16 protein-coding genes are annotated in these 21,774 nt (G+C 40.7%); 11 read left to right on the top strand and 5 right to left on the bottom strand.

Annotated elements, in window-relative coordinates; all coding sequences use genetic code 11:
• The first annotated feature begins 119 nt into the window (after positions 1-119).
• The 9 genes from H6G14_RS25360 to nblB all read left to right on the top strand — a co-directional run bounded on the left by H6G14_RS25360 (position 120) and on the right by nblB (position 13,235).
• Positions 120-1,112, top strand: coding sequence for a Lon protease family protein (locus H6G14_RS25360; protein ID WP_242053550.1), 993 nt, complete (start codon positions 120-122; stop codon positions 1,110-1,112).
• Positions 1,063-3,237, top strand: a complete 2,175-nt coding sequence (locus H6G14_RS25355) for a tetratricopeptide repeat protein (RefSeq protein ID WP_199326282.1) — start codon at positions 1,063-1,065, stop codon at positions 3,235-3,237. The genes H6G14_RS25360 and H6G14_RS25355 overlap by 50 nt, the downstream gene beginning before the upstream one ends.
• Before the next feature lie 655 nt (positions 3,238-3,892).
• Positions 3,893-4,447 (top strand): DNA starvation/stress protection protein DpsA, encoded by a 555-nt coding sequence (gene dpsA / locus H6G14_RS25350; protein WP_010997949.1) that lies wholly within the window; start codon positions 3,893-3,895, stop codon positions 4,445-4,447.
• A gap of 674 nt (positions 4,448-5,121) precedes the next feature.
• Positions 5,122-8,391, top strand: a complete 3,270-nt coding sequence (gene carB / locus H6G14_RS25345) for a carbamoyl-phosphate synthase large subunit (protein ID WP_190570748.1) — start codon at positions 5,122-5,124, stop codon at positions 8,389-8,391.
• Positions 8,392-9,296: 905 nt separating this feature from the next.
• Positions 9,297-10,253, top strand: coding sequence for an RNA polymerase sigma factor, RpoD/SigA family (locus tag H6G14_RS25340; protein WP_044523203.1), 957 nt, complete (start codon positions 9,297-9,299; stop codon positions 10,251-10,253).
• Between the two features lie 272 nt (positions 10,254-10,525).
• Entirely contained in the window at positions 10,526-10,870 is a 345-nt protein-coding gene (locus H6G14_RS25335; protein WP_190570746.1) for a DUF760 domain-containing protein, read from the top strand.
• Positions 10,871-11,471: 601 nt separating this feature from the next.
• Complete coding sequence (gene mutT / locus H6G14_RS25330; protein WP_190570744.1) at positions 11,472-11,903, top strand: 8-oxo-dGTP diphosphatase MutT; 432 nt, start codon at positions 11,472-11,474, stop codon at positions 11,901-11,903.
• A gap of 126 nt (positions 11,904-12,029) precedes the next feature.
• Positions 12,030-12,488, top strand: a complete 459-nt coding sequence (locus H6G14_RS25325; protein WP_190570742.1) for a CBS domain-containing protein — start codon at positions 12,030-12,032, stop codon at positions 12,486-12,488.
• An 84-nt stretch (positions 12,489-12,572) separates the two neighbouring features.
• The gene (gene nblB / locus H6G14_RS25320; protein ID WP_190570740.1) at positions 12,573-13,235 is read left to right on the top strand and encodes a phycobilisome degradation protein NblB; all 663 of its coding nucleotides are present in this window, start codon (positions 12,573-12,575) and stop codon (positions 13,233-13,235) included.
• Between the two features lie 20 nt (positions 13,236-13,255).
• Here nblB and H6G14_RS25315 read toward each other — a convergent pair whose 3' ends face one another.
• The gene (locus H6G14_RS25315) at positions 13,256-13,411 is read right to left on the bottom strand and encodes a hypothetical protein (RefSeq protein ID WP_190570738.1); all 156 of its coding nucleotides are present in this window, start codon (positions 13,409-13,411) and stop codon (positions 13,256-13,258) included.
• Positions 13,412-14,073: 662 nt separating this feature from the next.
• Here H6G14_RS25315 and H6G14_RS25310 point away from each other — a divergent pair.
• Both H6G14_RS25310 and H6G14_RS25305 read left to right on the top strand, forming a co-directional pair.
• Positions 14,074-16,554, top strand: coding sequence for a pre-peptidase C-terminal domain-containing protein (locus H6G14_RS25310; RefSeq protein ID WP_190570736.1), 2,481 nt, complete (start codon positions 14,074-14,076; stop codon positions 16,552-16,554).
• Positions 16,555-17,318: 764 nt separating this feature from the next.
• Positions 17,319-17,984 carry a hypothetical protein gene (locus H6G14_RS25305; RefSeq protein WP_190570734.1) on the top strand — a complete coding sequence of 222 codons (666 nt, stop codon included), beginning with the start codon at positions 17,319-17,321 and terminating at the stop codon, positions 17,982-17,984.
• A gap of 374 nt (positions 17,985-18,358) precedes the next feature.
• Here H6G14_RS25305 and H6G14_RS25300 read toward each other — a convergent pair whose 3' ends face one another.
• The 4 genes from H6G14_RS25300 to H6G14_RS25285 form a co-directional block, all read right to left on the bottom strand.
• Positions 18,359-19,093 carry a PEP-CTERM sorting domain-containing protein gene (locus H6G14_RS25300; protein ID WP_190570731.1) on the bottom strand — a complete coding sequence of 245 codons (735 nt, stop codon included), beginning with the start codon at positions 19,091-19,093 and terminating at the stop codon, positions 18,359-18,361.
• A gap of 645 nt (positions 19,094-19,738) precedes the next feature.
• Positions 19,739-20,572: a DUF4351 domain-containing protein gene (locus tag H6G14_RS25295; RefSeq protein WP_190570729.1), complete on the bottom strand. Its 834-nt coding sequence runs from the start codon at positions 20,570-20,572 to the stop codon at positions 19,739-19,741.
• Between the two features lie 11 nt (positions 20,573-20,583).
• Positions 20,584-21,102: a DUF456 domain-containing protein gene (locus H6G14_RS25290; RefSeq protein ID WP_190570727.1), complete on the bottom strand. Its 519-nt coding sequence runs from the start codon at positions 21,100-21,102 to the stop codon at positions 20,584-20,586.
• A gap of 21 nt (positions 21,103-21,123) precedes the next feature.
• Positions 21,124-21,765 carry a cofactor assembly of complex C subunit B gene (locus H6G14_RS25285; protein WP_190570725.1) on the bottom strand — a complete coding sequence of 214 codons (642 nt, stop codon included), beginning with the start codon at positions 21,763-21,765 and terminating at the stop codon, positions 21,124-21,126.
• Between the last annotated feature and the right edge of the window lie 9 nt (positions 21,766-21,774).

The following is a 21,774-nucleotide window of genomic DNA, read 5'->3' as shown; positions in this document are numbered from 1 at the left end:
TGTGCTGTCGAGGGTTTGCTGATTTCTCTGATTGTTCGATACCTAGTGAGTAGATGATACTTTTTATCAATCCACTCTTTTGCCATTTTGTCAATGCGTAAGTCCTAGTAGAATATGAATTGAGAAAATTAGACTTAAGCTTTGATAAACAACTATTACAAAGTTTTGAATCTTGGTTTAAGGAAATTACTAAAGAAACTGAGGAGAGTGTAGAAAAATCTGTCAGCATTGAGGGAGAAGCAACGCTACAGCCCCAAGCGCCATTTATCGCTAAATTAATGGTGAAATTGCTGGCGCAGATTAAAGGTTCTGATAAACAGAAAACTACAATTCGCCAAACATTAGAAAAGGACTTATCGCGCCTGAAAGCAGATATTAATCTATTGCTTGGTGATGCTTACATTAAACTCAGAAAGAAATTTCCCCAGTTTAAAGGACTATTAGTTATATTTGATAATTTAGACCGGGTTCCGCCTGCGGTTGCAGACCATTTATTTTTTGATTATGCAGCACAGCTACAAGAACTGCATTGTACAATTATTTATACAGTCCCAATTTCTATTCTTTGTTCACCTAAAAATCCCCTTTGTCAATTTGAGGGGAATCCTCATATTGTACCAATGGTGAATATTTATGAATTTGAACGTGATGTCTGCCATTTAAATTACAATCAAGTTGGGCTAGACGCGGTTGCTAGTTTGATTGAGAAGCGAGTAGATATTGATGCTGTATTTACTTCTCGCCAAGAATTGCTAGAGTTAACTAAAGCTAGTGGTGGTCATGTCCGTCAATTGATGCAGATGATGCGGAGTGCTTGTCAAACTGCTAGCACTAAAAAACATCCAAAAATTACGGCTGAAGATGTGGAATATGCTATCAAACAACAGCAATTTGGATTTGAGAGGTTTATCCCTGAAGAACATTATCATTATTTAGCGCAAGTGTGCATCAATAAAGATGTGAGCAAAGATGAAATTGGTCAATTGATGCTGTTTAACACTTCAGTTTTAGAATACAACGGCAATAAACGCTGGAATTACCCCAATCCCGTGGTAAAACAAAATGAGTTCTTCCAAAAAGCCCTCACAGCAGCCTTCGCAGATAAATCTTAGTGCAGAAATTGGGCAATTTATCAGCCTAAATCAAGAAGCTTTTGCTGAGTTAGTGACTTTTATCGACTTTGCAGAAAAGTTTACTCTTGGTTTGGTGGAAGTTAACTTTCCTCCCGATGTAGATTTATTAATTGCGGCGTTACAAAATAACCCAGATTGTGAGAATATTCAATTTTTTATTCTTAAATGTGTCGATGCTAATCTGCGGTTTCTGCGAGATGAAATTATTAAAAGATTACCTGGGATTGAATTACAATCTAATAAAAAGTTAGTCTTGATTGTCAGAGGTTTAGAAAACGCCATTGGGGTGTTCGGTGAATATCCCCCAGTATTACAAGACTTAAACTTTGTGCGGGACGCGTATAAAAGAACTGTCCCTCATCCCATATTATTTATTCTGCCAGATTATGCTATCACTCGCCTAGCTAAATTCGCCCCAGATTTTTGGGCTTGGCGTTCGGGAATATTTCGTTTTAAAACACCAGTAATAACGAAAGAAAATGCTCTTAATCAGGTTGAAAATAGCGAGATAGTAGACAGGCTAGATCCACCGGAAAAGCAAGAACGCATCGATTTATTACACCGCTTGTTAATGGAAGAAAAACCAACTGGACAACAGGTAACAGATGGGAATATCCGCAGCTACAGTAACATTTTACATCAACTTGGACAGGCTTATTTAAGTCATATAAAACCAGAAAAAGCTAGGGAATATTTAGAAGAAGCAGAAAGAATTGCTGAAAATTTACAAGATGGGTTATTTCAAGCAGAAGTTATTAACACTTTAGGCGATACCTACTCTCAACAAAGGCAATTTAATCTAGCAATCAAGTATTATGAGAAATCATTACTAATTGCTAAACGGCTAGAGAATCACCATAGTGAAACTAATGCTTTATTTAAACTAGGTAATGCTTATTTAGATTTGAGACAATTTTCACAAGCGGCTACGTTTTATCAGCAGTGTTTAGAGATTGCACAAGAGATAGGCGATCGCTATAACCAAGCAAACATCTACCACAACTTGGGGATGTTAGCCCAAAATTTACGGGAATGGGAACAAGCCAAAACCTATTATCAACAAGCTTTGGATATCTGGGGTGAATTTGGCGATCGCTATAACCAAGCCAGCACTTACCACCAGTTGGGAGGAGTCGCCAAAGAATTAAGGGAATGGGAACAAGCCATAATCTATTATGAACAAGCGTTAAATATCAAAATCGAATTTGGCGATCACTATAAGCAAGCCAGCACTTACCACCAGTTGGGAGTAGTAGTCCAAGAATTAAGGGAATGGGAACAAGCCAAAACCTATTATCAACAAGCTTTGGATATCTGGGGTGAATTTGGCGATCGCTATAACCGAGCCAGCACTCACCACAATTTGGGAGTAGTAGTCCAAGAATTAAGGGAATGGGAACAAGCCAAAACCTATTATCAACAAGCTTTGGATATCTGGGGTGAATTTGGCGATCGCTATAACCAAGCCAGCACTTACCACCAGTTGGGAGGAGTCGCCAAAGAATTAAGGGAATGGGAACAAGCCAAAACCTATTATCAACAAGCTTTGGATATTACTATCGAATATGGCGATCGCTATAACCAAGCCAGCACTTACCACGAGTTGGGAAGAGTTGCCCAAAATTTACGGGAATGGGAACAAGCCAAAACCTATTATCAACAAGCTTTGGATGTCTGGGGTGAATATGGCGATCGCTATAACCAAGCCAGGACTTACCACCAGTTGGGAATGGTAGCCCAGGAATTAAGGGAATGGGAACAAGCCATAATCTATTATGAACAAGCGTTAAATATCAAAATCGAATATGGCGATCGCTATAGCCAAGCCAGCACTTACCACGAATTGGGAAGGGTAGCCCAAGAATTAAGGGAATGGGAACAAGCCAAAACCTATTATCAACAAGCGTTAGATATCAAAATCGAATTTGGCGATCGCTATAGCCAAGCCAGCACTTATCATGGCTTAGGAACATTAGCAGAAGCGCAGAAAGACTATGTAGAGGCGAGGCTAAATTTGCAGACAGCTTTAGAAATATACGTTGAGTATAAAGATGAACATTGGGCAGGGATAGCAAGAAAAATTTTAGACGAATTACCAGAATGATGGTGAGATGTAAAAGCAGTGGTGTGACAAGCCTAAAATTTAGGTTGGGTAGAGGCTTTGCGTAACCCAATACCCTGATATGGCTGTTGGCTGTTGACTGTTAACAGACTTAAAAGCCTTGTGTTGTCAGGGTTTTATCCTATCTTAATGTACTAGTTTAGTCCGGTTATGCTACTAGTGCGATCGCACCAAGCACTATACGCTGCTCATTTTTATTGAAAACTTTCTCTTATTCATCAGGTCGCTTTCCTATGGAATGAAAACCCTTCTATACCTTGTGAGGGAAATTTTCTGATAATTTTTCCTGAGAACACCATTATTTACAAGTAGAGTGTGATGTCTAGGAAATGACAATTTTTCTGTTTTATTTCTAGTTTGTAGCCAATCTTTGATGAATCAGACCTCTTTCCTCTACTAGCAAGGCGGAGCGACTCTGAGATAGCAAAGTAATGTTTAGAAATTATTGCAATAAGAGTAGTAACTAAACGTTAAATAATGAGTATAAATTCACTATACTAAAAGCTAAAAATTGGCATTTTGATAACAGAAAAATCAGAAATTTGTGGTATTGATTAGGCTTGCTTTCATTTTGTAGATGTTAATATGTAGTAACTAAGCAGTTAGCAAATATAACTGCCCAAAAGCGAGGAGAACAATGGCTGATACACAAACTTTGTTACAAAATTTTGGTCAGGTATACGACAATCCAGTGCTACTGGATCGGAGTGTAACTGCTCCAGTCACAGAAGGACTAAATGTTCTTCTAGCTAGCTTTCAAGCACTTTATTTGCAATACCAAAAACATCATTTCGTAGTTGAAGGTGCAGAATTTTACTCACTGCATGAGTTTTTTAACTCCAGCTACAATGAAGTGCAAGACCACGTTCATGAAATTGGCGAACGCTTGAATGGATTGGGTGGCGTACCGGCTGCTTCTTTCAGCAAGTTAGCAGAATTAACCTGTTTTGAACAAGAATCTGATGGCGTATATTCTTCCCGTAAGATGGTAGAAAATGACCTAGCAGCAGAACAGGCAATTATCAACGTTATTCGTCGCCAAGCGGCTCAGGCTGAAAGTTTAGGCGATCGCGGTACACGTTACCTCTACGAAAAAATTCTGTTAAAAACCGAAGAAAGAGCTTATCATTTAGCTCACTTCTTAGCTAAAGATAGCTTAACCTTAGGATTTGTTCAGCCTGCTCAAAATTAACCTTTACTTAACCTAAAGGTAGTTGATTCTACGATAGATAGGAAGTATCCTTAGCAAAAACGGATATTAAAAAAATATCAGAAATGGCAGAGAGTGTTGATACTTATCTGCCATTTTTTTTTGATTTGTAGAGTTGACGTTACCCGGTATTATAGTTTTGCTAGGCATTACTCACCCTACCGAACTGGCAGATTTTGAAAAGTTATTTGTCTTTGTTGAATTAAATACGATGCAATTCAGAAAATGGTCAGTAGGTTGGGGTCTATTGTATTCATATAATTTACGTTATAAATACGTGACCTGGGAATGATGGAAGTTTTTTACCTATGTGATATGTAGGGTAAAGTATCACTACTTTTAAGCAAAGTAAATTGAAAAATTCAAATACTGACGACACGGATGAAATTTATGTTTCTCCTAAAGGGTTAGTATTGGGATACTACCAAAGAATGAATACATCACTCAGTGCAATGAGTGCAAAAAGACACAGACGCTTTGAAATGGTTAACCAGCGCACTATATAGAGATATGATCGTTTTGACTTTTGCCTTGTTGTACTAGCTGGCAGCTATTGTGTTATCAAACCTAGAAAACTTGATAATAAACAACATGAATAGGGGGAAAGACCCTTAAAATAATCAGGATTTGTATTCTCGTACTCCAACCCAACGACTATGCCCCGCCGTCAAGACATCCAGAAGATATTATTATTGGGATCTGGCCCAATTGTGATCGGACAAGCCTGTGAGTTTGATTACTCCGGGACTCAAGCTTGTAAAGCACTGCGAGAAGAAGGTTATGAAGTAGTGCTGGTGAATTCCAATCCTGCGACCATCATGACCGATCCGGAAACAGCCGATCGCACTTACATTGAACCACTAACACCGGAATTAGTAGAAAAAGTTATTGCTAGAGAGCGTCCAGACGCTTTACTACCCACAATGGGTGGACAAACCGCCTTGAATATTGCCGTTGCTTTAGCAAAAAATGGCGTACTGGATCAGTATAACGTTGAATTAATCGGTGCTAAGTTGCCGGCAATTGAGAAAGCCGAAGACCGAAAACTATTCAATGAAGCGATGGATAAAATTGGGGTAAAAGTTTGCCCCAGTGGTACAGCCTCATCTTTAGACGAAGCTAAAGCGATCGCCCGTCGCATCGGCACTTATCCTTTAATTATTCGCCCAGCTTTTACTATGGGTGGTACGGGTGGTGGTATTGCGTACAACCAAGAAGAATTTGAGGAAATGGCCCAAGTCGGGATAGATGCCAGTCCCGTTTCCCAAATTCTCATCGACCAGTCCCTACTCGGCTGGAAAGAATATGAGTTGGAAGTGATGCGCGACCTTGCAGATAACGTTGTGATTATCTGTTCCATCGAAAATATCGACCCGATGGGTATCCACACCGGCGATTCAATTACCGTCGCCCCCGCCCAAACCCTCACCGATAAGGAATACCAACGCCTGCGGGACATGGCGATTAAAATCATCCGTGAGATTGGCGTAGAAACGGGCGGTTCTAATATCCAGTTTGCGGTGAATCCAGTCACTGGGGATGTGGTTGTTATTGAAATGAACCCTCGTGTTTCCCGCAGTTCAGCTTTATCTTCCAAAGCTACCGGCTTCCCTATTGCCAAGATGGCTGCTAAGTTGGCTGTGGGCTACACCTTGGATGAAATTAGAAACGACATCACCAAGAAAACCCCCGCATCTTTTGAACCGACGATTGATTACGTTGTTACCAAAGTTCCCCGCTTCGCCTTTGAGAAATTCCCCGGTTCCGAACCAGTCTTGACTACCCAAATGAAATCCGTCGGGGAAGCAATGGCTATCGGTCGGACTTTTAACGAATCCTTCCAAAAAGCTTTGCGTTCTCTAGAAACAGGCCGGGCTGGTTGGGGTTGCGACAAAACCGAAAAATTACCTAGTGGTGAACAAATTCGCGCCCAACTGCGGACACCAAACCCAGACCGGATTTTTGCTGTGCGTCATGCGTTGCAACTAGGTATGAGTCCAGAAGAAATATATGAACTCACCGCCATTGACCCTTGGTTCCTAGATAAAATGCAGCAACTGTTAGAGGTGGAAAAATTCCTCAAACGCACACCTCTGAAACAATTGACACAAGAACAGATGTATGCAGTTAAACGGGATGGATTTAGCGATCGCCAAATTGCCTTTGCTACCAAAACCACCGAGGATGAAGTCCGCGCCTACCGCAAAGAACTAGGAGTTACCCCCGTTTACAAAACCGTCGATACCTGCGCGGCTGAGTTTGAAGCGTTTACACCCTATTACTACTCCACCTACGAAGAAGAAACCGAAGTTATCCCCGCTAGCAAACCCAAAGTGATGATTTTGGGCGGTGGCCCCAACCGCATCGGTCAGGGAATCGAGTTTGACTATTGTTGTTGTCACGCCGCCTATGCACTGAAAGGGGCTGGATACGAAACAATCATGGTCAACTCCAACCCAGAAACAGTATCCACCGATTATGACACCAGCGATCGCCTCTACTTCGAGCCATTAACCAAAGAAGATGTCCTCAACATCATCGAAGCTGAGAACCCCGTAGGTATCATCGTCCAGTTTGGTGGACAAACACCTTTGAAATTAGCATTGCCGTTGCAAGAATATCTACAACGGTTGGGAACTGATTCTTCGCCAATCCCCACAAAGATTTGGGGTACTTCCCCCGACTCAATCGATAGCGCCGAAGACCGGGAAAGATTTGAGAAAATCCTCCAAAAGTTGAATATTTCCCAACCACCAAACGGAATTGCCCGGAGTTACGAAGATGCACTGATTGTTGCCAAGCGTATTGGCTACCCGGTGGTTGTGCGTCCCAGCTACGTCTTGGGTGGTAGGGCAATGGAAATTGTCTACTCCGATACAGAATTGGAACGGTACATGACCTTTGCGGTGCAGGTGGAACCAGAACACCCAATTTTAATTGACAAGTTCCTGGAAAATGCCATTGAAGTCGATGTGGATGCGATCGCCGACCATACAGGAAGAGTCGTAATTGGTGGTATTATGGAACACATCGAACAAGCAGGGATTCACTCAGGGGATTCCGCCTGTTCTTTGCCTTCTATTTCCCTACCACCAGCCGTTCTCAATCAAATCCGTACTTGGACAGTACAACTAGCACAAGAGCTTTCTGTGGTTGGATTGATGAATATTCAGTTCGCCGTCATTGGTGCTAGCTCTTATTCACCCCAAGTGTATATTTTGGAAGCCAATCCCCGCGCCTCTCGTACCGTACCTTTTGTGTCTAAAGCTACTGGCGTACCTCTCGCAAAATTGGCATCCTTGATTATGTCGGGAAAAACCTTGGAAGAGTTAAACTTTACCCAAGAAGTTATCCCTAATCACATTGCCGTTAAAGAAGCTGTATTACCCTTTAATAAATTCCCAGGAACTGATACAATATTAGGCCCGGAGATGCGTTCCACTGGCGAAGTTATGGGAATCGACAGCGACTTTGGTCGCGCCTTCGCCAAAGCAGAATTAGGTGCTGGAGAACGTCTGCCACTAACAGGAACCGTCTTTGTATCGATGAGCGATCGCGATAAATCCGCCGCCGTACCCGTAGTTAGGGAATTTATCGACTTAGGCTTTAAAGTAATGGCTACCTTTGGTACGCGTCGAGTTTTGTTAGAAAACGGCTTGAATGTGGAATTAGTCTTGAAACTTCATGAAGGCCGTCCCCACGTTATTGATGCCATCAAAAACCAAAAAATCCAACTGATTATTAACACACCTTCTGGAGAAGAAGCACAAACCGATGCCAGATTAATCCGCCGGACAGGTCTAGCTTATAAAATCCCCATCATTACAACTATCGCTGGGGCTAAAGCAACTGTCGCGGCCATCCGTTCCATGCAGAATACCACCTTGGACGTAAAAACCATCCAAGAGTATTGCCCGAACTTCTAGAACACCAATTCAGTAATCTTGAAAGAACCTCTCCCCCCACTCCTACAAGGAGAGGTGAGTTTGGCTCCCCCTTCCCTGTCTTTGCTACGCAACGCTAACGCGAACGACACGCTGCGCGAACGTAGGGAAGGGGGTTGGGGGGGTTAGGTACTTCATCAAAAACTTTCTCCCTGCCCCCTGCCCCAATTCCTAACTTTCGCCAGTCCCCAATCCCCAAGATCCGAAATCTGCATTAAGCAGTATTTACAAGAAAAATTAAGTAATTATTATAGAAAAATAATTATTGTTTTCATTGAGATATTTTAACAAATATGAGGCAATAGTAATTCTCTGCGAAAAAGCTAATCGAATATACTTCTAGAAAGCTAGACAAATAGCAACAGGATATTCTTTTGTGTCTTGAAAAAGCCTTCTGTCAAGAGTTAAACGATCCTACTCAGTCCCTGAACAATCTGCTAGAAAGCTGTTGATAGCAATTGCTATTGCTAAAAATTTTCCATAACCAAATCTTAATCTCAAGGTGTTGTCGAATTATGAATGAGCGAAACTGTAATTCTTTTTAATTTTAGGTAACAAAAGCTACAATTTGCTGAGTTTATAAAGTTTTTAGTCTCCAAATTAACCATTTTTTCTCATAAATGTTACAATTGTTAATACAAGGTTCAACGCAAAAATGTTATTTCCGACACCTTTTATCTAACTAAAGATAGTTGTGCGAAATACGGAATAACTGTAACGTCTAGCAGTTAAAGACCTATTGAAACTCCTATAACAGCCGACATTATCGGATGTATAAACCCTAAACGATCAAACAACATCCCAGGTTAACTGGGTAGCAACGGCAAAGAGCATCTATTCAGTTAATGACCCTACCAACAGAAACATCATCACCAAAGAGTAGCGCCATGAAGACCGCTCCAACAGCCACAGACCTCGTGCGGACTTACCTGCGTGAGATAGGACGTGTACCACTGTTAAGTCATGAAGAAGAAATTCGTTATGGTAAGCAGGTACAGCGTTCCACAACGTTGCAAGAAATGCGAGAGGAATTGGCAACCCAGTCAGGGCGTGAACCAAGCGTAGAAGAGTGGGCAAAAGCGGCCAATCTCAACCCAGCAGATTTGCTGGAAGCGATCGCCGATGGCGAAATAGCCAAGCGCAAAATGGTAGAAGCCAACTTGCGGCTAGTGGTATCCGTTGCCAAAAAATATATTAAACGTAACGTCGATTTATTAGACCTCATCCAAGAAGGCAGTATTGGAATGCAACGAGGTGTAGAGAAATTTGACCCCACCAAGGGGTATAGATTTTCTACCTACGCCTATTGGTGGATACGTCAAGCCATCACGCGGGCGATCGCTGAAAAAGCACGTACTATCCGCCTACCCATCCATATCACCGAGAAGCTGAACAAAATTAAAAAAGCCCAGCGTCAGCTCTCCCAGAGATTGGGACGTGCGCCTACAGCCGGTGAATTAGCCAACGAATTAGAACTCACACCCAAACAAGTTAGGGAATATTTAGAAAAAGCCCGTCTCCCCTTATCCTTAGATTTACGCTTAGGAGACAATTACGACACCGAACTAGGAGAAATGTTGGAAGATCCAGGCGCTTCTCCGGAAGATTTTGTCATGCAATCTTCCCTATCCAACGACCTAGAGGTACTGATGGAGCAATTAACGCCCCAGCAGAAAGAAGTAATCACACTCCGCTTTGGCTTAATCGATGGGCAAGCCCTAACTCTAGCAAGAATCGGCGAAATACTTAACATCAGCCGCGAACGAGTTAGACAAATCGAACGAGAAGCGCTTACCAAACTGCGTAAGTCTAAAGCCAATATGGGTGAGTATTTAGCCAGTTAGTCAGAGACGCGATGAATCGCGTCTGTACAGTGGTCAGTAGTGAGATGTAAATCCTCTGTTTACATCTGACTGCTGACTTTTTACTATGGACTAACAGGTGAGAAAATCCCCTGCTTATGGTACGGTTACACCCACTTTAATGTATGAATGAGTTTGTTACATTATTTGACAGGAACACCAAATGGTTAAAGCAGTCAGATAACAGACATATATCAATCATCTATTTAAAGCCATTATCATCACACCCACCAGTATTATTGCAGGAGGAAAAAGTGAGTAATCAATCTAACCGAGTTTCCGAATTTTTTAATAGCGACTCAGAAACAGCCAATCTGCTGTGGCAGTATGTTAAGTCATTAAGTCCAGAAACCGTTACCCAACTTTCTAAACCCACATCACCAGAAGTTTTTCAGGTAATGGAGCGCAATATCATCGGATTATTGGGCAATCTACCTCCAGAACATTTTGGAGTCACCATCACTACTAGCCGCGAACATTTAGGACGATTGCTAGCCTCAGCAATGATTAGCGGCTACTTCTTGCGGAACGCTGAACAGAGAATGAGCTTTGAAACAGTCTTACAAGGAAGTGAGAGTAACCACAACGAAGCTGAATAAGCTTGTCTAGTTTGTAGTCAGCACCTCAGTGCTTAATTAAATACACAAGGATAAATTCCCTGTTCCCTACGATAAGCTGGCGCGAACTCACTTCATTCGTAGGGTCAACCACAAACAGGCAAATTATAGCTGGGTACTGGGGACTGGGTACCGGGGGCTGGGGACTGGGGACTGCGTTAAAAGTCTTGTTATGTCTAGGTTGTATTATCTATTGATGTCCTAACACTACTGGCGACAATATATGAACAGTATTTAAGTTATATTTTTAATAAGTAACGCCGTGTGCAACTTTCTCTCAAACCTAACCCCCACACCCTTCCCTGCGTTCGCGCAGCGTGTCGGAGACAGGGAAGGGGCGCAAGATTCAAAGCCTCTCTCCGCTTGCCTAACGGCAGGCTAACGCCAACGGGGAGAGGTTTGGAGAGGGGTTTCAAAAATAAGTTGCACATCGCGTTAAGTAAGAACTCGGTAGAGATCCACCAAATCTGCCGAGTTTTGTTGTTGGTCAGTTGTCAGTTGTCGGTTGTCTGTTAACTGTTAACTGTCATCAGTCGTCAATTGTCACCTCCCCCACTCCCCAATCTCTCCATTACCAAACAATATGAATACAACCACTACTCCACCACACAAAATTATCGGTGTTGCTGTCATTTGGAACGACCAGCAGCAAATATTAATTGACCGCCGTCGTCCAGGGGGCGTGATGGGGGGTTTGTGGGAATTTCCTGGCGGGAAAATCGAACCAGGGGAAACCGTAGAACAATGTATTCAACGAGAGATTTATGAAGAACTAGGGATATTTATTGAAGTGGGTGAATGTCTCATAACTATTGATCACACTTATACTCACTTGCGTGTTACTTTGACAGTGCATCATTGTCGCTTACTGAAAGGTATTCCTCAGCCTCTAGAATGCGACGAAGTTCGCTGGGTAACTGTAGATGAGCTAGAAGATTTTACATTTCCTGAGGCGAATAGCGAAATTATCGCTGCATTGAAGAGAGTGGGGGAGATGAGGACTGTTGACGGTTGACTGATGACTGATGACTGATGACTGTTAACTGTCCATTACCGTAACAATCTATTAACCAAATTCAGTAGAGTACCTGAATTTTCTACAATAATCCCAGAGACTTTGGAAAAGAGTGTCAGTAAACCAATGCCTAAAACCGTTGCCGATGTAATGAGTCACAACCCAGTTGTTGTCAAGCCAGAAACGCCGCTACAAGAAGCTATCAAGATTCTGGCAGAACGACGCATCAGTGGTTTACCTGTTGTGGATAATGACGGTAAATTGTTGGGCATTATCTCAGAGACTGATTTGATGTGGCAAGAAACTGGTGTAACTCCTCCTGCGTACATCATGTTTTTAGATAGTGTCATATATTTACAGAATCCTGCTGTTTATGAACGCGATTTGCATAAGGCTTTAGGACAGACTGTGGGCGAAGTGATGAGTAAAAATCCTGTTACCGTTTCCCCTGAAAAGTCTGTGAAACAAGCTGCTCAATTGATGCACGATCGCAACGTTCACCGTCTACCAGTATTAGATGATGAGGGTCAGGTGATTGGTATCCTCACCCGTGGTGATATTATCCGAGCAATGGCTACTAGTTAGTCAACAGTCAACAGTTTTTTACTTTGGACTATTGACTATGGACTAATAAGTTTTTTAAAACCCTTTGTAAATTAGGATAATTAAATGAGTATTACTCCTGAGTCTGTAAGAGAAGCACTCAGTTCAGAAGATTTGGGCGATCGCTTGCGCGCGGTAAATCACATCCGGGAATTAGATAAAGCGATCGCTTTTGAATTAGTACAAGTTGCTGTTACTGATAGTAATTCCCGTGTCAGGTACTCAGCAGTAAGTCAGTTCGATACCCTTGGCGCTCAGGATTTGGATTTATCGTTAGATATATTGCGTGGTTTATTAAGTGATCCGGAAGCTGATGTGCAAGCAGCCGCCGCAGATTGTTTGGGTGCGTTGAAATTACACGCTGCTTTTGAAGACCTACAACAGCTATATCACAATACTCCTGAATGGTTGGTGCAATTTAGCATTATTGCTGCATTGGGAGAATTGGGAGATCCGCGATCGTTTGAACTACTCAAAGAAGCACTATCTTCAGAGGTGGAGTTAGTCCAAACTGCTGCTATTAGTTCTCTGGGTGAGTTGGGAGATTTGCAAGCAGTCCCTCTGTTAGTTCCCTACGCCAGCAGTTCCGATTGGCAAATTCGTTATCGAGTCACACAAGCCCTAGCTCGTTTGGGTGGTGCAGAAGCTAAATCTATTTTAGAGACTTTGGTTAATGATGAAGTAGAAGCGATCGCTCTGGAAGCTCAACAATCTTTGCAATCAGTTTAATGGGCAATTACCCCTAGACTCTATCTTTCCCTATCCACCTCTAGGATAAGGATGCCAGAAGGTGATACCAATAAAAAAAAGAATGCGACAAATAAACCATCTGTAGAGACGCGATTCATCGCGTCTTCTTCACCCAAGGATGTGTAGCAATCATTAATTAAATTGGTATGAGACAAGATCAGGGTTGTTAATTGAGTCCTTAAGCCTTAGACACAAAAAACCTCTGAAAAATAGAGGTTTTTTATTTATTCTGGCAAAAGATTACCCCAAAAGACATTAAAACCTAGATTATCCGCGTTTGGTGTTATTATATCCCTGAAATATTTTTTAATATTTCCCCTGAATATCGAAAGAAAAGACTTGGATAGTTTATTCAAGTCTTTTTTGCTGCTAACTAAGTTCCCGTCTACTACTACTCGGCTAAGGTTTCCCTATGTTACAAACAGCTAAAACTTCACGCATAAAAAGCGACTTATCTGTAATAAGTAATTATTCTTTACACAAAAATATTTATTTTAACTTGATTACATATTTATTCTTAAATTCAGTGTTTCTACTGTAATTTTACATTGAGTTTATATTGGGTAAATGCACCCTAGCTAAACATGAATATTTGAAAGCAACATTAAGTTGCACTCTATATAACTATTGCTTGGAATTGAATTTTTAAATATTCATCAGGGTGTCTTTTATCAAATTGTCTTAAATGGCAAATAAATAACAAATCAGAAAGTTTTTACAACATATCAATTCAACAAAATGTAAGGATGCAATGCTTTGTGTCCCTACGAAAACTCATGGCGACATTTTTTAAACCAGGTATAATCAGGCATAGCTTATGACTCTTGATAATGCAGGTAACACATTAACTACTGCTAGAAAGCTTACTGTATCCTCTAATATCCAGACTTTCGCATACCGTGTGGATTCGACAGATCCTAATGATTTTTATAGTTTCAGTCTGTCCGCTCGTAGTAGTCTTAATATTGCTGTTGATGGTTTGAGCGCTAATGCAGATTTGCAGTTAATTAGAGATACTAACAGCAATGGTCTAGTTGATAGCGGCGAAGTACTCAATAGTTCTAACAAGACTGGAAGCAGTAGTGAATCAATTCGCAGGACTCTAGATGCTGGCAATTATTTCATCAGAGTCTATTCCAACACTGGCAATACTAACTACAATCTCAAGGTATTTGAAAATTTCGCCCCAACTGCACTAGAGTTTACGCTGAATGACAGCAGCCTCAAAGCAACAGATACACTCAATATCAACAGTGGTTGGGTATCAGATAGAAACGGTGTTAGTGACCTCTCCAGAGTAGATTTCCGTATACAAAGAGCAAACGGAAGTTGGATAGATGTAGCTGATGCTACTAAATTTACTGTCGATCCTAACAATACAAATAAGGCAAGTTTCAGCCATAGTTTGTCTCTCAACAGCTTGAATTTAGCTGCTGGCACTTATACTCTCCAAGGCATAGCTTATGACAAGACAGGTGGTGCTAGTAATACAGTACGATTAGGTCTGACGATTGAGAATCCTGGACTCACATTAACTAATGCGAAGAAAATAACTTTATCTGCAAATACCCAGACTTTTGCAGATAGGGTGGATTCAACAAACCTCAACGATTTCTACAGTTTCAGTTTGTCTGCTCGTGGTAACCTGAATCTCGTTGTTGATGGTCTGAGTGCTAATGCAGATGTACAGATCATCAGAGACTCCAACAGCAATGGCTTTTTTGATGGCGGTGAAGTTGTTACTGGTGCTTACAGAACTGGAAGCAGTAGCGAATCAATCCGCACAACTCTAGATGCTGGCAATTATTTCATTAGAGTCTATTCACAAAGTGGCAATACTAATTACAATCTCAAGGTATTTGAAAATTTTGCCCCAACTGCACTAGATTTTAAGCTGAACAACACCAGCCTTAAACCAACAGACACCCTCAGTATCAACAGTGCTTGGGTATCGGACAACAACGGTGTGAGCGACATTTCTAAAGTAGACTTCCGCATTCAAAAAGCAGACGGAAGTTGGATAAATGTGGCTGATGTGACCAAATTTACTGTCGATTCTAGCAATGCAAATAAGGCAGGTTTCAGCTACAGTTTGTCTTTAAGCAGCTTGAATCTGGCAGTTGGCACTTATACTCTCCAAGGCATAGCTTACGACAAGATGGGTGCTGCTAGTAATACAGTCAACCAGACGTTTACCGTAACGACCACACCAACCACAACAACATCGGCTACTATTCAAGATTGGTTCAGCCAAAATCTTCTCGACCAACAACTCATTACATTAACCCGCAACTTAGCCTCTGACGGTAACTTAAGCCGTCAGGATATGCTGGATATCTTCAGAAATGTACAAGATGATTCTAAGGTAAATGCTGATGAAGTAAAAGACCTCAGAACATTGGTGGGTGCTAGCAATCGTTTTAGTATGCAAGACCCTGTGAAATGGCTTTCCACACAGGTTGCTAATGGTGCATCTGTAGATATGAGTGCTACTAATTTTGAGTCGAGTTTAGTCGGTCGTTGGTTCTTAGGCACAGTAGCACCCACACCTGTGTTTAATGGTAAAAATCTTACATACACTGTTGTAAAAGGTACTCTTTATGGCACTGCTAACGAAGCACGCATTGGTCATATTGACCAAGGCAGGTTAGGCAATTGTACGTTTCTAGCTGTATTGGGTGCAACTTTTGGCCGTCAGTCTAATGACTCTGGCAATACTTCCAGTTCAGCAATCAATAATATGATTACAGATAATGGTGATAACACATACACCATGCGTTTTTACAGTAATGGTGAAGCACAATATGTGACTGTTGACCGACGTATTCCTACTAACATAGCTGCTAAAACTAATAATGGTGTTATTTGGGTGGCTTTAGTAGAAAAAGCGTATGCCCAATGGCGAGAGTGGGCAACTAATACTCCTGGCTATAATGTAATTGGCAATGGAGGTAGTTTTTATCGTCATTTGACATCAATTACAGGCAAAAATAGCACTTATATAGATCCCTTTCATGGGAATGTTGCTACTACATATTCTGCTATTGACACTGCTTTAGCAAGTGGTAAAGCTATAGCTATAGCTAGAATAACACCCAATAGTACGGACTACATTGTAGGTTATCATGCCTATTCAGTAACAAATGTCTATAGCAATGCTAATGGTGAGAGGAGGATTATAGTTCGTAATCCTTGGGGAGTAGATGGTCGAACCTTGAGTGGTTCTAATGACGGTTTCATAGACTTGGCTTTCGATAACATCAGCAAACATTTTGATTATGGTTTTGAGATAGCTTAAGAAGAAATCACTTAACAAAAATTAGGCGTTTCAAATAGTAACGCCTAATTTTAACTAGGAAAAAAGTATTAAGTAACAAAATAAGCAAATAAAACCCACATTCCGCAGGTGCATCAGGTAAGGAGATAATATTTTCGGCAAGGCGCACCAAAAAATTGGAGAATCCATCGACGCTCATCAGTAAGATTAGCAATGTACTGAAAGCCGGTTATATATCTAATCAAGATTAATATTTATTGATAGTGAAATACTAATCTTAATAATGCACAAAATTAGTGGGGCTGAGACAAAAACTAGTTCCAAAAAAAACTATCAAACGTATATACGCAAAAGCTTTGACCTCGATTGACCTGGTTTCTGTATATATATGGGTTTGGGGCATTTTTGAGCCTTCAGCGTATCTTCCTTACCCTGTATAGGTTTGAGCCTTGTTTCTGCCTCAAAAATGTTTAAGTACCGTTAGGTATGATTTATCTTCTTACAAAAAATATTTTAAGTGGTTTACAAAAACTTAGTGTGTGCTTTATGGATATTTTAATTTATGTATAAAATTTGCGTGTAATAATACTTACAGTTGCAAATTAGAGTATTACTGTTTCACAGCCAAGCTCTAATTTATCTCTCCTTAATTGTTTTAGTGTGGTATATACTTAGAAATACTAATACCCCTGTGACCTTTACTTAATGAGCAGGTTTGTAGATCTGTCTCAGTACCCTATCACACTAAGCATTCCACAAACTTATTCATTTAAATAGTGAAAAACATGGCAAACTTTAAGACTGTAGGGCAAGCATTAGCCTTAGCTAGCACCTCTCTAGCTTTAGGATCTGTTGTTGCTTTATCTTCTAATATTTCATCTGCTCAAGCAGTAACATTCACCACTTCCAGTTTAGTCAATGTCAGCGGTTCGGCTCTATTAACAAATCCTCCAACTCAAGCAAATCCAAATCCTCTCAACATAACAATTGATTTTCTGGAAGAAGTAGTTTCAAACAATGCAACAACTAATAATGATTTCGCTTTTTTGAGAGGCACTTCTGCTGCTGTAGCTGATATCATCTTGACTAACATTGGTGCTGGTACATACAGCGGTACGACTACTGACCCCTTTATTCTATTCAGTGATGGTACAACTTTCCGCGCTAATGCTCCCTTTACTGTTACTAGCAGCCTAGTTGGTAACATTAATGCATTGAGTATTCTTCCCTTAACAGGAACCTTTTTTAGTGCCGCTGATGATGCGCTTGGTACAGGAACTTTAACAGCAAATCAGATATTTGGTGATGGTAGCTTCTCCATAACTTTACAAGCTGACGTTCGTAGAGTTACACCAGAACCTACTGCAACAATTGGACTTGCTGCTTTAGGCTTAGGCGCTTTCTTCACCAATAACTTGGCTAAGAAAAAGAAAGCATCTGTCAATGCTTAATAAAAGCTATCTTGCAGAACCATAATCTTAAATGAATTTAGTATTTCACTTTGAGATCAGGTTTAGCTACTAGTAAAGTCAGTAGTTATCATCCTGCAAGTAAAACTTTTTTAGCTAAACACGGCATTGAATTTAAATTCGTAACTTAAACTTGATGAATGAATCCCCTGTGGCTGATATAAAGTCGTGGGGGTTTATTAATTTAATTAAGACATAGTATGTAATTATCAACCACCAAATACTTGCGGCCGAGTTGTAAACAAGAAGACTGAAACAGCCACGATCGCCAACACCCTTCAATCAAACTCCCTACCACGGTATCAATATCTTAGACAATTTACGAGGATGAGTTGATGTATTAACGAAGGTATTGACTAACCTACATTTTTGGGACGACGAGTAATAGCCATTCCCCCGCCAAATAATACCAGCCCCAAGATTGTGGCTGGTTCAGGAATAATTCCGCATCTCCCGCATACACTAGGAAAAAATGAACCAGAAAAAGTCAAATCAGAGATACTACCATTTGCATTCAAGATTTCTCGAACATCACCAATTGTTCTATTGCCAATCGTAAAAGTTATGTTGCCCACAGCGTTTGTTATCTCATTAGAATTCTCACCCGTAAAGAATCCCCAAACTGAAACATCAACCATAGTGCTAATACCACCGTCAATAAGTTCATAAGCAGAGCCTGTAACAGTGAAGGTGTTTTTCCCGTCTGTTAAAGAGCTGGTATCAGTATTAGATGAAATCAAACCATTGATAGGTAGTGAACCAAGATCCATAAATAGGTAGTCAGCTTTAACAGGAGTTCCAAAGGTGATATTGTTACGAATATTACCTGTATTAAATTTGGCAAAACTTCCTGCTACAGGCTCAATAACAACTGGTGTTATTGGTTGAGGCAAGAAATTTAAAGAGTTTTTTGTTAGTGTGACTGTACTACTACCAAACTCAGATGTATTACCAGGGCTTAACAAAAAGCCACCAAACAGCACAGACCCCTGAGCCGAATCAACAGAAATTAATAAGCCAGCAGTGACTACAGGGACAGATGCTAATGCTACAACTGCTCCTTTCAAACAATTTTTTATAGAAACGACCATTATCAACTCCTAGTAAAAATACGTAGAAAATAATTTATGTGTTGCTAAAGTTCACACATAATAAACAAAATACGAGAGCTTGTCTTGAGCTTAGACTATTGACAATGAAGTATAAAAAACCAACTTATAATACCAATTCATATAAATAGTAAAATTTGCTCAAAGCAATGGCTACGATCAATCCTGCATAACCAAGCTAGATGAGTCAGCCTTTTATGTAATTCTTGGTAGGTTGGTCAGTAGATGCCGTAAGTATGATGTTTACAAATTTTATATACCAAATATATCATGTACGTTAGATTACAAACGCTTACTAAACATTTATTTGCTATCCAGCGTAATTACATAAATTTTAAATCGTATACTTTACACTCACAATACAGCAGGGATTTTAAAAAATTAAAGTCTGCTCCTTTTATACTGTGCTAGTGTTTTGCTGCTATCAAGGCATCAAGCCGACGATCGCAGATTAATTATGTACCTAGAAACTTTTCTAATTACCAAATAACTATGTCTAGCTTGTAAATAATAATAATACCGCAACTGTATTGATCGCCAACATTCCTTAAATTAAATACCCTACTGGCGATCGCTCTCGTTGTTCACCCTCAGCCAAAATTTCCTGATAAATCACTGACTCGCACATCATACCTTCCCGGAATAGTTGTCTAACCACAAGAGTAAGTCAGCAAGATTAGTAAAATCTAACAGCGCTTCGCCCAAATTTTCTAATTGTTCTAAGGAGAGAGTTTCTAGGCGATCGCCCATATCTTGGGGTAATTCTCCTACTCGTCGTGTTAATAGTCGGAGAACAAGCGATCGCTCCCGTTGTTCACCTCGTTGTTCGCCCTCAGCCAGAATTTCTTGATAAATAACTGATTCGCGCATCATACCCTCCCGGAATAGTTGTCTAATCAAGTCCTTTTTATATTTTAACCCCGCCAATATTTGAGTATAAGCAGATATTTCCGGTCGTTTTGTTTCCTCAACTTGATTAACCTGCTGGACAACTTGTTGTAGTAATATTTGCGGCTGAGTTGTGGCTGTGAGTGGTGCTAATGGTAACAAAGCCGAATCATTGAGAAATAGTTCTGGATTTTCCTCCCACATCCGAATTACTCGGTACTCATGACGAGTATTTTCTACGGTGAATGCTGTTTCAATGACTGTTTCTGGTGTAGGAGGAAGCAATAAAACAACAACTTGGGTGACTGGTAGACGGTATAAACGATACAATCTCACCCAATAATCCAACATTCGTAGCGGTAATGGTGGTGTGGATTCGAGTTTGGTTTGAAATTCCAGATGGAGAATACGTCCTTGTAGTTGTAGGAATGTGACGTAATCAGCCCTGATTGGTTCAATACTCAATTCGGTTTTGAGGACTTTGACTGTGGTTTGGGGTGTTCCGAGAACCCAACTAGCAAAGTTTTCGGGATATTTTTCCGATAACAGCTTGCAGAGATTATCAAATGACATTGATGATAATTTTAATTACCGAATACTTGTGGCCAGGTTGTAAACAAGAATACTGCAACTGTAGCGATCGCCAAAACCCCTTGAATTAAATTCCCTACCAACGTACCGACAACAATACCAATACCAGCCTTCACCGCTAACCAAAATTCCCTTCGGTAAATATACTCACCCACAATCGCCCCTAACAACGGCCCAAATAAAATCCCCAACAGTGGGCCGCCAAAAGGCAAAGCCGGTAATAATCCGAAAAAACCCAAAAGCAAACCCACAAATGCGCCAATTTGACCCCACTTGCTAGCACCTGCTTGTTTTGCACCCAAGTATCCAGCTAGAAAATCAACTCCAATACTTAAAATCAACACAACAATTGTCACAATCAAGGGAATTTTAATCGCCGCAAAGGAACTACTAACAATTCCCCAAATGATAATGGCAATTAAAATTAAACTGGTTCCAGGGATAGCAGGAACTACTGCACCAACAACACCTACCAGCATTAAGGCAATGAGTAGCCAATAAAGAATTTGCATGATTGATATTTTTGTAAACTTTTATATAGATTTGAGGGTTACAGCTAATTTATCAGCAATTCCTGCTATCCAGTTTTCATCTTGTTTGGTGTAACTTCTAGGAGCATTTGCCCCTAAAATTAATACACCTTCATTACCAATTGGTTGACAAATTACACCTTGGGTATTTTCTGGTAAATAATCAAATTCAATTCGTCCTGGGTAGACATATAAAGCCACTAAATAAACAGGCTGTTGTTTTTCCAAAACTCGCTTCACAATCGCGCCTGGTGTAACTTCTGCCTTTGGTGCCAGAATACCGCGACGTAACAAAACCTTACCTTGATAGTAAACCACCAGCGATCGCGTTACTGTATTAGTCAACAATAAATGAGATGCCCAGGCTAGTTCTGTTTTCACGGCTTCTGGTAAATCTGCTGCTAAAACAAAACCTTCTTCGCCAATGAGTTCTACAGAATCAGGCGATCGCGGCTGTACCTGCTGCCAAATTAAACCCGTTAAAATGAGTACAGCACTCAAAATCACCCCCAGCACATCACCACGGGCTTGAGAGTTTGTCAATTCTGGTGTCAATAAACGGTTAATCAGCAAAAGTATAGCGCCTAACCCACCTACTACTAAGGGTAAGCGTCGCAAAACTCGATTGGGATCAGGTTTGGTCATTAGTCATTA

Origin of the sequence: Nostoc parmelioides FACHB-3921 (genome assembly GCF_014696625.1) — a bacterium.
GTDB lineage: Bacteria > Cyanobacteriota > Cyanobacteriia > Cyanobacteriales > Nostocaceae > Trichormus > Trichormus parmelioides.
The sequence above is the reverse complement of the archived record's forward strand: the minus strand, read 5'-3'. Positions and strand labels throughout refer to the sequence as shown.